Genomic DNA, 15,104 nt, shown 5'->3' on the forward strand with positions numbered 1-15,104 from the left:
AAGCGTTTTTGCTAATGATTAAAAGGCATTATGAATGAAGCTGCGTTTATTTGGATTTGTATTTTTTGCAGCTTTTTTTATTGAAGTTGCAAGCATAATAGTTGTTGGAAGACAGGTAGGCGTTTTATGGACCTTGTTGCTATTATTCTTAGGAATGGTAATTGGTGGATCATTGATCGCAAAATCTGGCCGCGATATGATAACGCAAGTTCAAGTTGAGCTTGCAGCTGGAAGAAATCCCGACCAACAGATGGTTAAAGGCTTAATCACCTTTTTTGCAGGTGTTTTACTTTTCATTCCCGGTTTTGTCACCGATACTTTGGCGATTATTTTACTCATTCCCTTTGTGCAAACGCAATTGTTAAAATTTATGAAAAACTACACGAAACTTAGCACCAAATATTATGCAGATTACCGAACCACTAATCCTAACAATTATTCATCATCAAAGGATGACGAAATTATAATTGATCTTGATAGCGATGAATACCACAGTGAAAATGAGAAAAAGCGTGACATGAAATACATAAGTAACACTAAAAACGATGATAACTTGCGATAATCCTAAAAAAAACGCAAAACTATTTCCAGCTTTTCTTGCCATAATTGTACTTACGTGATAGCGAATAATATATTCCAACGCTGGCGGGCCGTTGTTCGCCTTTAAAAGAAGGTAGTGTTTATGTCTGAGACAGATGCAAACAATAATGGTGCAGCTGCACCTAGTCTTAATATTTTAACGCAATATATCCGCGATTTTTCTTTTGAAAGTCCAAATGCGCCTAATTCATTGCGCTTGCGTGATAATGCTCCGCCAATCAATATCGCTGTAAATGTTAACGCCAATGAAATGGGCGATGACATGTATGACGTTGTTCTTTCATTAAATGCACGTGCAGGCGATGAAAAAGACGTAATGTTCAATATTGAACTCGTTTATGGCGGCGTGTTCCGCGTGCAAAACTTCCCGCAAGAACATGTAATGCCGGTTGTTTTCATTGAATGCCCACGCTTGCTTTTCCCATTTGCTCGCGAAATCATTGCCGGTATTACACGCAGTGGCGGCTTCCCACCATTGATGATTGACCCAATTGACTTTGCAGCAATTTTCCAACAGCGCATGGCTGAAGAAAACGCACGTCAACAAGTGCAATCAAACTAATCTTTAAAAATGCAAAATGCCTCAAATGAAAATTTGAGGCATTTTTTTTAAATACTTTAAATTTGACTAGCGCCCTAGAGCGTTTTCCGAAAAGTGTGAAGCGGTTTTCGGACAAAAAACGCGGTGCAAACAATGGATTAGAGCGCCGATCTGATCCAATCAGATCGAAATGCGCCCTAATGATGTCCAGTTGAGCCAAAACCTTTTTCGCCTCGCTCGGTTTGCGAAATTTCTTGGCGTTCTTCACACTGTAACTGCACAACAGGAGCAATTACTGCTTGCGCAATGCGCATAGCGCGGGTGATTCTAAATTCTTCTTCACCCAAATTAATCAAAAGAACCTGAATTTCACCACGATAATCACTATCAATAGTACCAGGCGTATTAAGGCAGGTTATGCCATGCTTTAAGGCAAGACCCGAACGTGGCCTGATTTGCACCTCATAACCCAATGGAATTTCAAAAATTAAACCGGTTGGCACTAAAATACGCCGACCTGGATTTAAAATAATTTGGCGATCTTTGGGGAGCGCTGCACGCAGATCCATACCAGCCGCACCTGCAGTCTCATAGGCTGGTAGATCCAAACCAATACCATGTTCAAGGCGGATAATACCAAGTTTAGGGAGGTGAGCAGACATCATCAATCCTTCAAGAAAATAATCAATATTTGAGTAAATTTCACAAGCTCATAAATGAAAAATATTGCCCTTTGGTAAATAAAAGGCAATAGCTTCCTTTATACTTAGCCCATAAAAAGCGAGCAATTTCATGCAATAATTTGAGCAACTTTTTTAAAATTAAAAAAAATCAAACACTTAATCAGTCTTCATCACATGGCGTCCTATCCAAACCTTCATCGTTTTTAACAACTGGCGGCGGAAATTCTTGCGCTGATTGGAGTACTTTTTCTGTTATTGGTGCAGCAATTGATATCGCTAATATGCTAGCCAAAAAACCAACGGCAAATATGATTGAAAGTATTTTTTCATCATTATCCCTTTGGTAATTTTAACATCTTGAAAAAGAATAAATGTTAATTATCTCTCATAAAAAAATTTAAGCCCCAAATCAATAGTCTCTATATTTTATGACCGTTTATTTTAATTAAAAATGCAATAAAAGCGAAATCAAAACCTATAAAAAAGGCGACAAGATTAAATTGAATAATCTTATCGCCGTTAAATATTTGCTTTAAGAAGCCTTAAGACTAGTCAGCATCAAGCGATTTAACAATTGCTTCAACCATCTTCTTGGCATCACCAAACAACATCATTGTGTTGTCACGGAAGAAAAGTTCATTTTCAACGCCAGCATAGCCAGAACCCATACCACGTTTCAAGAATAGCACTGTTCCTGCCTTATCAACATCAAGAATAGGCATACCGTAAATTGGTGAGGTTGGATCAGTTTTGGCTGCCGGATTGGTAACATCATTTGCACCAATAACAAAGGCCACATCAGCGGTTGGAAATTCTGAATTAATATCCTCAAGCTCGAAGACTTCATCATATGGCACATTGGCTTCAGCTAAAAGCACATTCATATGGCCGGGCATTCGGCCAGCAACAGGGTGAATGGCATATTTAACTTCAACGCCTTCTGCCTTTAACTTATCCGCCATTTCACGCAAGGCATGCTGTGCTTGCGCAACAGCCATACCATAGCCTGGAACGATAATAACTTTAGCAGCATTCTTCATCACAAAGGCAGCATCATCAGCAGAACCCTGTTTAACCGGGCGTTGTTCAGTAGAACCACCACTAGCAGCAGCGGCTGTTTCACCACCAAAGCCACCCAAAATTACTGAAATAAACGAGCGATTCATGCCTTTACACATGATATAGCTCAAAATTGCGCCAGATGAACCAACCAGCGCACCCGTAATAATAAGCGCCATATTTTGCAAGGTAAAACCAATACCAGCCGCAGCCCAACCGGAATAGGAATTAAGCATTGACACAACCACAGGCATATCAGCCCCACCAATTGGCACAATCATGGTAACACCGATAACCAATGCCAACACAACAATAAGCCAGAAAACAAAATGACTTTCGCTCGCCACCAAAACAATGATGAGAACAAGAATAGCAACGCCAAGGGCAATATTGATAAGATGACGGGCTGGCAATAAAATTGGCTTACCAGACATGCGGCCATCAAGCTTCAAGAATGCAATTATAGAACCAGTAAATGTTACTGCACCAATAGCAACACCAATCGCCATTTCAACCAACGCGCGGCCGTGAATTGAGCCAACATCGCCAATATTAAATGAACTTGGCGAATAAAGTGCGGCAGCAGCCACCATAACCGCTGCAAGACCGACCAAGGAGTGGAAAGCCGCGACCAATTGTGGCATTGAGGTCATGGCAATGCGATCTGCAATTCTAGCACCGATCACGCCGCCAATACCAAGACCTGCAATAATAAGAGTTATGCCTAAAAATCCGGGAGTGGTTAATAATAGGGTTGTTACAATGGCAATGCCCATACCAACCATGCCGTAAATATTACCTTTACGGCTAGTTGTTGGATGCGATAGACCGCGCAAGGCCATGATGAATAGAATGCCTGACACCAAATAAAGGAAGGCAGCAAATTGAACACTCATAATTTAAGCCTCACTTTTCTTTTTTCTTATACATGGCAAGCATGCGCTGTGTTACTAAAAATCCGCCAACAATATTGATGCTGGCAAGGATGAGAGCAATAAAACCAAAGGCAGTCGCCATGCCAGAAGCAGACCAACCCACCGCTAAAAGGGCCCCAACCACAATAACGGACGAAATAGCATTGGTAACCGCCATAAGCGGCGTATGAAGTGCCGGTGTAACCGACCAGACAACATAATAACCAACAAAAATAGCCAAAAAGAAAACAGCCAATTGATAGACAAAATCCATCGAGCCACCCGTTGTTGTTTGGGTGATAGTGATAATGGTTTCGCTCTGATTTGCAGCAATCTGCTCTAAACTGTTTTTAGCTTGATCAAGGCTTTGAATTATATTTTCAATAGCAGTGGTCTCCATCATTCAGCCCCTTTCTTGGCGGCCTTTTTGGCAGCTGGTTTTTCTTCAATTTCTACATGGGCGAAAGCTTGATGAAGTATTGCCCCATCATGGGTAAGCAAAGTTGCCTTTACCAATTCATCATCTAAATTGATCTTCAATTCTTTGGCTTCCTTATTTGTCATGCTTTCAAGGAAAGCAAAAAGATTGCGCGCATAAAGCTGAGACGCTGTTGCAGCAATACGGCCTGGCATATTGGTGTAACCCACCACTTTAACACCTTCAACCTCCACAACTTGATTGGCAACTGCGCCTTCAACATTGCCGCCGCGTTCAACCGCAAGATCAACAACAACCGAGCCAGGACGCATGGTTTTAAGCATGTCTTTGGTAATTAATCGCGGTGCAGGACGCCCTGGAATAAGTGCGGTAGTAATAACGATATCTTGTTTGGCAATGTGATCTTGGGTAAGAGCTGCTTGTTTTGCCTGATATTCGCTCGACATTTCCTTGGCATAGCCACCTGATGTTTCGGCAGCGCGAAACTCATCATCTTCAACAGCGATAAACTTTGCGCCAAGTGATGCCACTTGCTCTTTGGCGGCGGGGCGCACATCATTAGCGGTTACCACTGCACCAAGACGGCGTGCGGTAGCGATAGCTTGCAAGCCGGCAACGCCTGCGCCCATGACAAATAATTTAGCAGCTGGCACAGTACCCGCGGCGGTCATCATCATTGGCATGGCACGATCATAGGTGCTAGCTGCATCAATCACCGCTTGATAGCCGGCAAGATTAGCCTGCGAAGAAAGTACGTCCATCACCTGAGCACGGGTAATGCGCGGCATAAATTCCATTGTAAACGCACTAATACCAGCTTTGGCAAGAGCGGCAACATCACCTTCATGACCATAAGGATCAAGCATGGCAATAAGCACTGCTCCTTTTTTATAGGTTGACAATTCTTTTTCACTAGGCCGGCGAACCTTTAAAATAATATCAGCATTTTTTGCCTGACTTGCGGTTCCAAGGGTTGCACCTGCTGATTCATATTCGCTATCTGGAATGCGTGACAAATCGCCAGCCGATTTTTCGACAATTACGCTGTAACCAAGACCAATATATTTTTTTACTGTTTCAGGAGACGCAGCAACACGCGGCTCCCCCTCTGCCGTTTCTTTGGCAACGAAGATTATCTCGCCCAAGTCATCTCTCCTTTTAACTAGAACCAACCAAAGCATTAAAAATGCTTCACCTAAGTAAGGTGATATAATGTATTTTTTTTACACATTTTTGCTGCCATATAACAGCACCATTATCGACGCGAATGCAATGTTATTTTAAGGTTTTGCGGCAAAAAAAATTAATTACAGAATATAATTATTTTTTATGTTTGGAAATTTCTGTCTAATCTCCAATTTTTTCAATCTTTAAAATTTTTGCAAACTATATTGAAATCTGCACAAAATATTAGAACTAATAAAAATTTAGCCCAAAAGGTCGTAAAATATTTTATAAATCTTGTTGATTTTTTAATTAACTATTTACTCTTTGCAAAATTGCTCTAACTCTTATATTGAAATAGAAGGTCACCTAAGCTCAGCAATTTACACGGCTTGTGTTGTAATATTTTAATGGGCAAAGAACTGATTAATTGGTTTCGACAGAATGTCATAATATAAGATTTCAAAATTTAATTCTATTTGTATTAGAATTTTTATTTAAGAAAATTAGAAATTATGAGAAAACAAGCTTTAGATTTAAATATAAAGCCACAATCTATGACTATGAAACAGGAAGAAATATGATGAAAAAACTGTTGATCGCAGCTGTATTGAGCATCGCTGGACTTGGGGTTGCTTCTGCACAAGATGCAGCTCCTGCCGCAAATTCAGTTAGTTTCTCCGGCGGTGCAAGCACCGTACAAGAAACATTCCAAGATTGGACTGTATCTTGCGGTGTGCAAAATTCTAAAAAAATCTGTAGTGTATCACAACAGCAAATGCAAAATAATGGTCAGCGCGTCATGGCTATTGAGGTTATTCCAAGTGCAACCGACAGCAAAATCAACCTTGTTTTGCCTTTTGGTCTTCGCTTAGCTGAAGGCATGACCTATCGCATTGATAATGGCACACCAGCAACCACAGCTTTCAATACTTGCTATCCAGGTGGTTGCGTTGCAAATCTTCCACTTACCAACCAATTGGTTTCTGGTCTAAAAAGTGGACAAAACCTCATTCTCGTTGGCAAGGCTTTTGATGGTGGCCAAGATGTAACGCTCACCGTTTCACTAAAAGGCTTTAGCGCAGGTCTTGACCGTGCCGTTGCCTTACAGCAATAAGCTTTAAATCTTTTTAAATTTTAAAGCACCTGTGTGAAAACACAGGTGCTTTTTACTATTTATGAAACTTCCATATAAAGATCACCATTTTGCTTATATTTTTGTGCCATTGTCGCCATACCTTCTTTTTTTTGCTTTTCCTTTTCCATTTCGTCTTTAATTTCGTGCGAAATTTTCATAGAGCAAAATTTGGGGCCACACATTGAACAAAAATGTGCAAGCTTATGAGCTTCTTTTGGCAAGGTCTGATCATGAAAAGAACGGGCAGTTTCAGGATCCAATGACAAATTAAACTGGTCCTCCCAGCGAAATTCAAACCGTGCGCGCGACAACGCATCATCACGTAATTGAGCAGCTGGTAATCCTTTGGCAAGATCGGCGGCATGAGCTGCAATTTTATAAGTGATAACTCCGGTTTTAACATCTTGTCGATCTGGCAAGCCAAGATGCTCTTTTGGTGTGACATAACACAGCATAGCAGTGCCATACCAAGCAATTTGCGCCGCACCTATTGCCGATGTTATATGGTCATAGCCAGGAGCAATATCGGTAGTAAGCGGCCCCAAAGTATAAAAAGGTGCTTCACCACAATAGGCTAATTGCTTATCCATATTATCTTTAATCTTATGCATGGGCACATGACCTGGTCCTTCAATCATCACTTGACAATCTTTTGCCCAAGCAATTTTTGTAAGCTCTCCCAAGGTTTCAAGTTCGGCAAATTGCGCCGCATCATTGGCATCAGCAATCGAACCTGGACGCAAACCATCCCCCAATGAAAAGGCAATGTCATAAGCACGGGCTATATCGCATATTTCATCAAAATGCTCGTAAAGGAAACTTTCCCTATGATGATATAAGCACCATTTCGCCATGATGGAGCCACCGCGCGAGACAATGCCGGTAACACGATCAACGGTTAAGGGAATATAGGAAAGACGTACGCCAGCATGAATGGTAAAATAGTCAACCCCCTGCTCAGCTTGCTCAATCAAAGTGTCACGAAAAATCTCCCAGTTTAGATCTTCGGCAATGCCATTAACTTTTTCTAAGGCTTGATAAATTGGCACGGTGCCGATAGGCACAGGAGAATTTCGAATAATCCATTCGCGAATATTATGAATATTACGACCAGTTGAAAGATCCATCACTGTATCCGCTCCCCAGCGAATGGCCCATACCATTTTTTCGACTTCTTCCTCCATTGAAGACGTCACGGCTGAATTACCAATATTTGCGTTAATTTTCACACTGAAATTACGACCAATAATCATTGGTTCACTTTCAGGGTGATTAATATTATTGGGAATAATCGCTCGACCGCGGGCAATTTCATCGCGGACAAATTCGGGCGTTACAAATGGTGGAATAGCTCCACCAAAGCTTTCACCAGTGGTGCGTATTTTATGCTCTAAGTTTTCACGCCCCAAATTTTCTCGTATTGCAACAAATTCCATTTCTGGCGTAATAATACCAGCGCGTGCATAAGCCATTTGCGTGACGGCTGCATTATTTTTGGCGCGAAGTGGTTGGCGGCATTGCAAAAATTCTGGAGTTTTTTTTGCCTTTGATACAAAGCCATTATCTGCAGCCTTAACGGTTCGCCCTTCATAGGTCTCGACATCACAGCGCGCCAATATCCAAGATTCACGAATAGGCGCAAGCCCCTTATCAATCGTAATATCCGTATTTTCATCGCTATAAGCGCCAGACGAATCATAGACTGGCAAATCTGGTTCATTACTAGAGGGGTGCAATTTTATATAGCGAATAGGCACCTTTATTTGCGGATAAATAGTGCCTGATTTATAGTTTTTTTTAGAAGAAGGAAGTGCGCCAGTTGTTACTTTAAAACAATTTTCTGACATGGTGAATTCTCCTTGCTTTATTTAAAGGAAAATCCCTCTCGCCAAAGGTAAAGGAGAAAAATGCCTATTTGCGATAAGTCTAACTATAAAGACATGATGCAGCAGACATAAGACCATCCCTCCACCAGTATGAGCTGGATCAGGTTCAACGGGTCATTGCGCTGCTTAAAAGCCAGCAATATCTCAGCCTCTTGTCGAGACACCCCAGGTACAAGCCGATCATTAGCTAAATATAATGAATTGTCAATGAGGAATAAAATCATTCTAAAATAAGCAAAAGGCCATTAAATGAATAATGACCTTTTTTTCAAAACTTAAATTTCCGAAGTGAAGCATTTATGGATAAAGCCGCACGGTTTGCCAGTCTTCATCATCAACATTATCTCGCTTAAAGACCAAACGGTCATGAAGGCGAAATGGCCTATCGTGCCAAAATTCAATATAAGTTGGACGAATGCGAAAGCCAGACCAATAAGGCGGGCGCGGAATGGAACCAACAGCATAGCGCAAGCCATATTCAGCGACTGCCTTTTCAAGCGCAAAGCGGCTTTCAAGCGGCCGTGATTGTTTAGATGCCCAAGCACCAATACGGCTGCCTCGTGCGCGGCTATTATAATAGGCGTCAGCTTCTTCATCACTAACGATTTCCACAATACCACGAACACGCACTTGTCGACGTAACGATTTCCAATGGAAACATAGTGCCGCTTTCATACTATTTAAGATTTCCACACCTTTTTGACTTTCAAAATTGGTGTAAAAAACAAAACCATCATCGTCAAAACCTTTAAGCAAAACCATACGCACATCGGGTAGGCCTTGGCTATCCACTGTGGCTAAAGCCATAGCATTGGGGTCATTTATTTCGCTAGCGCCTGCGTCATCTAACCATTTTGTAAAAAGATCAAAAGGAGATTCCTCCTTGGTAAAGTCATCTTCTGTTAATGTATCATTTGTCATAATATATCCTAGCGCTTGTGAAATTCTCAGATAGAAGTTAAGCTCAAGTCGTCCGGCTTAATATGAGCCTATTAGTATTGCGTAAAGAGTTCAAGCATTGGTTACATCAAAACCTTTGTTTATAAAGTACCGGAAAGCTTTTGATGATTAAATTTAAAAACGCATTTTCTTGTTATTTTCGCCCATTAGTGCTTTGTTCTAGCCTATTGGTATCAGGGCTGTGCCTACAAGCTTGCGTTGTTGTGCAGCCTAAGACACCGCAAATCATGCCTGATAACAGCATTATTACTGGATCAATCGGTGGGAATAGCGCAAATTTACCCAAGATTGACTTAGGCGGCGATGAAAAAGTCATGCGTGAAAAAATAGCAGCGCAGCCTGATTCCTCAATTGTTAACTGGAAAAATGACGCAACAGGTAGCCGAGGAACCATGTCTATCCTTAACAGTTTTGTTGAAAATGGTAGCCAATGTCGCTCATTTAAAACCACGCGCGAATCCTTTAACGGCATTATGATTTACCAAGGCAAAGCCTGCCAGCAAAATGATACTTCGTGGAATGTATCGCAAATAAAAGCGCTTTAATTCCATTAAAAATAAATTCAGCTCAAAATTTTACATAAGTTTTGAGCGAAAGTCTGCATTGGGGAAATGGCGTATTATCATGTGTAATACTGCGTTGTAAGCGTTGCAATTTTTGATCATTGACGCAATATGCAGTTTATCAAAGTGCCATTGCTTATGGTGACATGATGATAATTACCAATTTTAAAATCACCGCTTAAAAACGACTGGAACACAAGCCTTGCAACCAAGCGCCACTGACAATAAGCCCGTAACGCCTGTAGTTGATCGCCCAACGCCAATGATGGAACAATATATCGAAATCAAGGCGGCCCATAGCGATTATATGTTGTTTTATCGTATGGGTGATTTTTACGAATTGTTTTTTGACGATGCGGTTGATGCTTCGCGTGCGCTTGGCATAACGCTCACAAAACGCGGCAAGCATCTTGGTGAAGACATTCCAATGTGCGGTGTGCCTGTTCACACTGCAGATGATTATTTGCAACGCCTGATTACCGCAGGCTACCGCGTAGCTGTATGCGAGCAGATTGAAAATCCAGCAGAAGCTAAAAAACGCGGCGCAAAATCAGTGGTCAAGCGCGACGTTGTTCGCCTTGTAACACCTGGAACACTCACCGAAGAAAAACTGCTTGATCCATCATCAGCCAATTATCTTATGGCTTTAGGGCGGGTTAAAGGGCAAGGCGAGCATGGCTTTGCTTTGGCATGGATTGATATTTCAACCGGTGTTTTCAAAGTCATTGAAAGCAGTCTTGAGCGACTTTTGGGCGATATTATGCGCATTGACCCTAAGGAAATTTTGGTCAGTGATGAGCTATTCCACGACCAATCCTTACGGCCCGTTTTTGATATTTTAGGGCGCAGTGTTACAACACAACCACAAAGCCTATTTGATAGTGCAACTGCCGAAGCTCGAATTTGCAATTATTTTAAAGTGGCAACCTTAAGTGGTTTTGCCAATTTTACTAAGCCCGAATTAATTGCTATTTGCGGTGCAATTGCTTATATTGAAAAAACCCAAATTAGCGAGCGTCCACCCTTGATGCGGCCGGAGCGTGAGTTTGAAGGCTGCAGCCTTTTTATTGACCCAGCAACGCGTCTAAACCTTGAATTAAACCGTACTTTATCGGGCGATCGCAATGGCAGCTTATTAAAAGCCATTGACCGCACGGTAACCAATGGCGGAGCAAGGTTGTTAGCTGAACGTTTAATGACCCCTCTTACCAATCCCAATGTCATTAATCAAAGATTAGATGCAGTGGCTTTTTTCCTTGGTAATGCGCAAATTTGTGATGGCATAAGAGCAATTTTAAAAGGCATAGCTGATATGCCGCGCGCCGTGTCGCGCCTTGGGGTTGAGCGCGGGGGCCCTCGCGACTTTGCCGCCATTTTAAATGCAATGTCTGCCGCCTTTTCGCTAACGGAAATGCTAGGAAATACTTTATTACCTATTGAATTGGCGCAAGCTTTAGAAGCCTTAAAAACCTTACCCCTTCCACTTTATGCGCATTTAGAACGCGCCTTAGCAGATGAATTGCCCTTGTTAAAACGCGATGGCGGTTTTGTACGCACCAGCTATCATCAAGAGCTTGATGAAATGCGCGCCTTGCGTGATGAGTCGCGCCGAGTTATTGCCGCCTTACAAGCGCGCTATATGGATGAAACAGGCATTAAGACCTTAAAAATCAAGCACAATAATATTTTGGGTTATTTTATCGAGGTAACCGTCAACCAGTCCGGCGCAATGACCGAAGGTGCTGAAGCTAAAGCACGCTTTATCCACCGCCAAACCATGGCCAATGCCATGCGCTTTACCACAACCGAACTTGCAGACCTTGAAAGCCGCATTGCCAATGCGGCCGATAAAGCTTTGACAATAGAACTTAATATTTTTAATCAGCTCGAAAGCGAAGTTATTGCCGTTGCCGACCTTTTACGCAATGGTGCCAATGCCCTAAGCTTATTTGATGTTACCAGCAGCCTTGCTATTTTGGCTGATGAACAAGGTTATTGCCGCCCACAAATTGATGACAGTCTTGCTTTTAATATTATTGCTGGCCGCCATCCCGTTGTTGAGCAAGCTTTGCGTAAACAAGTAGGTGATCCCTTTGTTGCCAATGATTGCAATCTATCTCCAAATAAAAATGCGCAATTTGGTGAAATCTGGTTGCTCACTGGCCCCAATATGGGTGGTAAGTCTACCTTTTTGCGGCAAAATGCTCTTATTGCGATTATGGCGCAAATGGGTTCTTTTGTGCCCGCAGGTTCCGCCCATATTGGCACGGTTGACCGCTTGTTTAGCCGTGTTGGTGCGTCTGATGATCTTGCCCGTGGCCGCTCAACCTTTATGGTGGAAATGGTAGAAACAGCTGCTATTTTAAATCAGGCTGGTGAACGCGCTTTAGTCATCCTTGATGAAATTGGCCGAGGCACTTCAACCTTTGATGGCCTTTCTATTGCTTGGGCAAGTGTTGAATATTTGCATGAAGTTAATCATTGCCGCGCGCTTTTTGCCACCCATTTTCATGAAATGACCGCTTTAACTGAAAAACTGCCACGTTTGCGCAACCACACGATGAAAGTGCGCGAATGGAAAGGCGATGTTATTTTCTTGCATGAAGTAGGCGAAGGTGCGGCCGACCGCTCTTACGGGGTACAAGTTGCCAAGCTTGCTGGCCTACCTAAACAAGTAGTAAACCGCGCGCGTGACGTTTTGAAGCAATTGGAAGACGGTGAAATTTCCGGCAAAGCCAATAAGCTTATTGATGATTTGCCGCTGTTTTCTGTTGCTTTAAAGCATGAAGAAAAATCAAGCATTCCTTCTGCTTTTGACGAAGCGTTAAAAGACCTCAATCCTGATAATTTATCGCCGCGTGAAGCTTTAGAGGAGTTATATCAATTAAAAGCCCTATGGAAACAACAACAAGCAGATCATCATTAAGTCTTAAAGCGGCAAGGATTACCTGTTCTTACCGCTTTTTAAAAACCAATACTTATGCTCACCGTTTTCTTAATCCTTACGTAAGATGAAGCGCCCAGCAAAGCCAGTGAAAATTGCTATAAAGACTGCCAACAAACCATAAAGCCAAGCATGAGCATGAGCCAAATGATAAATAGAATAGGCAAAATGCGCTTTCATAATATCCAAACGGGTTTCAGCATGGCTAACATAGGCGCCATCACGAAATAAATACGCTTTGATCTGATAATTACCAACTGGCAAATTGGCTGGTAATTCAAAACGCGCTTTAAACAAGGAAGATGGATCCAGCATGACTGTTCCCGGATTTTCCGTATAAAGATGTTGTTTTTTCTTTAAAGCAATGAGCTGTTCACGAAATTGATGAACTTTTTCCTGATCCAAACTATCCGACTGCAAGGGCATATAATCAATAGACAAACCAAGATCACGATAGGTTTGCGGCGCGGTAATATCACGCAGCTCACTTGTTGCACCAACATTATAATAAAGCGGTACAGACTTGAAAGTAAGTGAGTCAGCATTCACCCAAACACCTAAACGGCGTTTTTTTTGGCGCATAGTCATTTCCCGTGAAGGACCTTCAAGGGTCACAATAATATTATAACGATTTTGGCGCGCAACCAATGGGTCGGCATGCTGCACAACGCCAGCAATATAAAGATCGGTACCGGTAAAGTTTGTGCCAATAGTGATTGTATCAGTAGTGACAATAATTTGCACCTGCTCAGGTATTTGCGCAGGATCTGGGGTAATGGATGCGGCATCTTGCGCTTGGGCACTGGCAGCCATTGCCATTATTAGCAAAGCCAAATTAGCCATTTTATTTAAAAGATAGGCAAACAGATTTTTCATCACCTACCCCGTCACAATAGTTAAGCTAAAGAGCTCACTTGGGCGAATAAATAGCTGGAATGCCAACCAAAGCGCCATAATCAATACTAATAAAGCTAATAAAAGACGCAACTGCTCGGCTTTTAACTTGCGGCCAGCCTTGGTGCCATATTGCGCACCAACAACACCGCCAAGCATTAGCAAAAAGGCCAAAATTACATCAACCGATTGGTTGGTGATTGACTGTAAAACCGTGGTAAAGGCGGTGACAAAAGTAATTTGAAAAAGTGATGTTCCAACAACGACATTGGTTGGCACCCGTAAAAGATAAATCAAAGCTGGCACCATGATAAAACCACCGCCGACACCCATCACGGATGACAAAATACCAATAACAAAGCCAATACCCAAAACAGGAATAACACTGACATAGATTTTTGACGCTTTAAAACGCATTTTAAAAGGCAAGCGGTGGATCCAGCCTTGATGTCCAGGCCGGCGAGCTGTCGGCGACATGCCACCACGCGCACGGCGCATGGAGCGCACGCTTTCAATGGTCATTAATATGCCGATGCCACCAAGCAAAATCACATAGAGCAATGAGATAATGAGATCAAGTTGCCCAATGCGCCGCAAGAGTGAAAACAGCTCAATACCAATTGCCGATCCAACTAAACCACCAATAACCAAAAATGTACCCATCTTTATATCAAGGGTACGGCGTTTAAAGTGCGATAACGCGCCCGTGACTGATGAAGCAATTACCTGATTGGCTCCTGTCCCAACGGCAATTGCTGGGGGGATATTATAAAAAATTAACAGCGGTGTTATCAAAAAGCCACCACCCACACCAAAAAGGCCTGACAAAAAACCGACAACGGCCCCCATGCCAATTAAAACCAGCATATTTAAAGACATTTCAGCAATGGGCAGGTAAATACTCATCTCTTAAATCCGAAACAGGCTTTTTAACATTTATCGGTCGTCGATTTTAATCCAGCTACAGGGCGATTTAGTTAACCATATTAATGAAGCTAATTTATCTTACACTCATGTCCCACACATATAATATAGGATGTAAAGAACAGCACCATCTATAGGTTTTACAAAATTTAGTCCCATAATAGAACAATGATTTAGGCGCTTTTATGCGGCAATGATAAAAATCGTATAAAACACCCCATTCAATCCATATATTTTGTTAAATTTAAAGATTAAAGCCACAAAATAAATGAAATCATATCATGCAAGTTTTATTTGAAGTTTATAATAAATTAAAAGCACCCATTATCAATACAATCAATAAAATTAGAAATGGTTAATTTTTTAAGTGATTGATTGGAAAATGCCGCATTTAA

Annotated in this window: 13 protein-coding genes, 1 pseudogene and 1 riboswitch; of the genes and pseudogenes, 6 read left to right on the forward strand and 8 right to left on the reverse strand. The window is 41.9% G+C overall.

Going from position 1 to position 15,104, the window contains the following annotated elements:
- The first annotated feature begins 34 nt into the window (after positions 1-34).
- Positions 35-562 carry an FxsA family protein gene (locus tag N5852_RS12255; protein WP_262098055.1) on the forward strand — a complete coding sequence of 176 codons (528 nt, stop codon included), beginning with the start codon at positions 35-37 and terminating at the stop codon, positions 560-562.
- A 120-nt stretch (positions 563-682) separates the two neighbouring features.
- Positions 683-1,162, forward strand: a complete 480-nt coding sequence (gene secB / locus N5852_RS12260; protein WP_262098056.1) for a protein-export chaperone SecB — start codon at positions 683-685, stop codon at positions 1,160-1,162.
- 176 nt (positions 1,163-1,338) lie between these two features.
- On the opposite strand, the gene dut is transcribed toward secB, so the two are convergent.
- Positions 1,339-1,806, reverse strand: a complete 468-nt coding sequence (gene dut, locus N5852_RS12265) for a dUTP diphosphatase (protein WP_410004214.1) — start codon at positions 1,804-1,806, stop codon at positions 1,339-1,341.
- A gap of 137 nt (positions 1,807-1,943) precedes the next feature.
- On the opposite strand from dut, the gene N5852_RS12270 reads away from it, so the two are divergent.
- Positions 1,944-2,171: a hypothetical protein gene (locus tag N5852_RS12270; protein WP_262098057.1), complete on the forward strand. Its 228-nt coding sequence runs from the start codon at positions 1,944-1,946 to the stop codon at positions 2,169-2,171.
- A gap of 201 nt (positions 2,172-2,372) precedes the next feature.
- On the opposite strand, the gene N5852_RS12275 is transcribed toward N5852_RS12270, so the two are convergent.
- The 3 genes and pseudogenes from N5852_RS12275 to N5852_RS12285 all read right to left on the reverse strand — a co-directional run bounded on the left by N5852_RS12275 (position 2,373) and on the right by N5852_RS12285 (position 5,381).
- Positions 2,373-3,779 carry an NAD(P)(+) transhydrogenase (Re/Si-specific) subunit beta gene (locus tag N5852_RS12275; protein ID WP_262098058.1) on the reverse strand — a complete coding sequence of 469 codons (1,407 nt, stop codon included), beginning with the start codon at positions 3,777-3,779 and terminating at the stop codon, positions 2,373-2,375.
- Positions 3,780-3,789: 10 nt separating this feature from the next.
- A pseudogene (locus tag N5852_RS12280) lies at positions 3,790-4,086 on the reverse strand (proton-translocating transhydrogenase family protein); the annotation flags it as partial.
- Between the two features lie 110 nt (positions 4,087-4,196).
- Positions 4,197-5,381 (reverse strand): Re/Si-specific NAD(P)(+) transhydrogenase subunit alpha, encoded by a 1,185-nt coding sequence (locus N5852_RS12285; RefSeq protein WP_262098059.1) that lies wholly within the window; start codon positions 5,379-5,381, stop codon positions 4,197-4,199.
- A gap of 599 nt (positions 5,382-5,980) precedes the next feature.
- Between N5852_RS12285 and N5852_RS12290 the strand changes: the two genes are divergently transcribed.
- Complete coding sequence (locus N5852_RS12290) at positions 5,981-6,517, forward strand: invasion associated locus B family protein (RefSeq protein WP_262098060.1); 537 nt, start codon at positions 5,981-5,983, stop codon at positions 6,515-6,517.
- Between the two features lie 59 nt (positions 6,518-6,576).
- Here the strand turns inward: N5852_RS12290 and thiC are convergent, their stop codons facing one another.
- Entirely contained in the window at positions 6,577-8,385 is a 1,809-nt protein-coding gene (gene thiC / locus N5852_RS12295; RefSeq protein ID WP_262098061.1) for a phosphomethylpyrimidine synthase ThiC, read from the reverse strand.
- A gap of 99 nt (positions 8,386-8,484) precedes the next feature.
- A riboswitch (TPP riboswitch) is annotated at positions 8,485-8,602 on the reverse strand.
- A gap of 119 nt (positions 8,603-8,721) precedes the next feature.
- Positions 8,722-9,345, reverse strand: coding sequence for a pyridoxamine 5'-phosphate oxidase (gene pdxH, locus N5852_RS12300; RefSeq protein ID WP_262098062.1), 624 nt, complete (start codon positions 9,343-9,345; stop codon positions 8,722-8,724).
- Between the two features lie 143 nt (positions 9,346-9,488).
- Between pdxH and N5852_RS12305 the strand changes: the two genes are divergently transcribed.
- Together N5852_RS12305 and mutS are read left to right on the forward strand one after the other, a co-directional pair.
- Positions 9,489-9,929, forward strand: a complete 441-nt coding sequence (locus N5852_RS12305; RefSeq protein WP_262098063.1) for an RT0821/Lpp0805 family surface protein — start codon at positions 9,489-9,491, stop codon at positions 9,927-9,929.
- A 325-nt stretch (positions 9,930-10,254) separates the two neighbouring features.
- On the forward strand, positions 10,255-12,873 hold the full coding sequence (gene mutS / locus N5852_RS12310; RefSeq protein WP_410004267.1) for a DNA mismatch repair protein MutS: 2,619 nt from the start codon (positions 10,255-10,257) through the stop codon (positions 12,871-12,873).
- Between the two features lie 69 nt (positions 12,874-12,942).
- On the opposite strand, the gene N5852_RS12315 is transcribed toward mutS, so the two are convergent.
- Together N5852_RS12315 and N5852_RS12320 are read right to left on the reverse strand one after the other, a co-directional pair.
- Complete coding sequence (locus tag N5852_RS12315; RefSeq protein WP_262098064.1) at positions 12,943-13,767, reverse strand: TIGR02186 family protein; 825 nt, start codon at positions 13,765-13,767, stop codon at positions 12,943-12,945.
- 3 nt (positions 13,768-13,770) lie between these two features.
- Entirely contained in the window at positions 13,771-14,691 is a 921-nt protein-coding gene (locus N5852_RS12320) for a sulfite exporter TauE/SafE family protein (protein ID WP_410004215.1), read from the reverse strand.
- Positions 14,692-15,104 lie beyond the last annotated feature (413 nt).

Origin of the sequence: Bartonella sp. HY328, from assembly GCF_025449335.1 — a bacterium.
Classification (GTDB): domain Bacteria; phylum Pseudomonadota; class Alphaproteobacteria; order Rhizobiales; family Rhizobiaceae; genus HY038.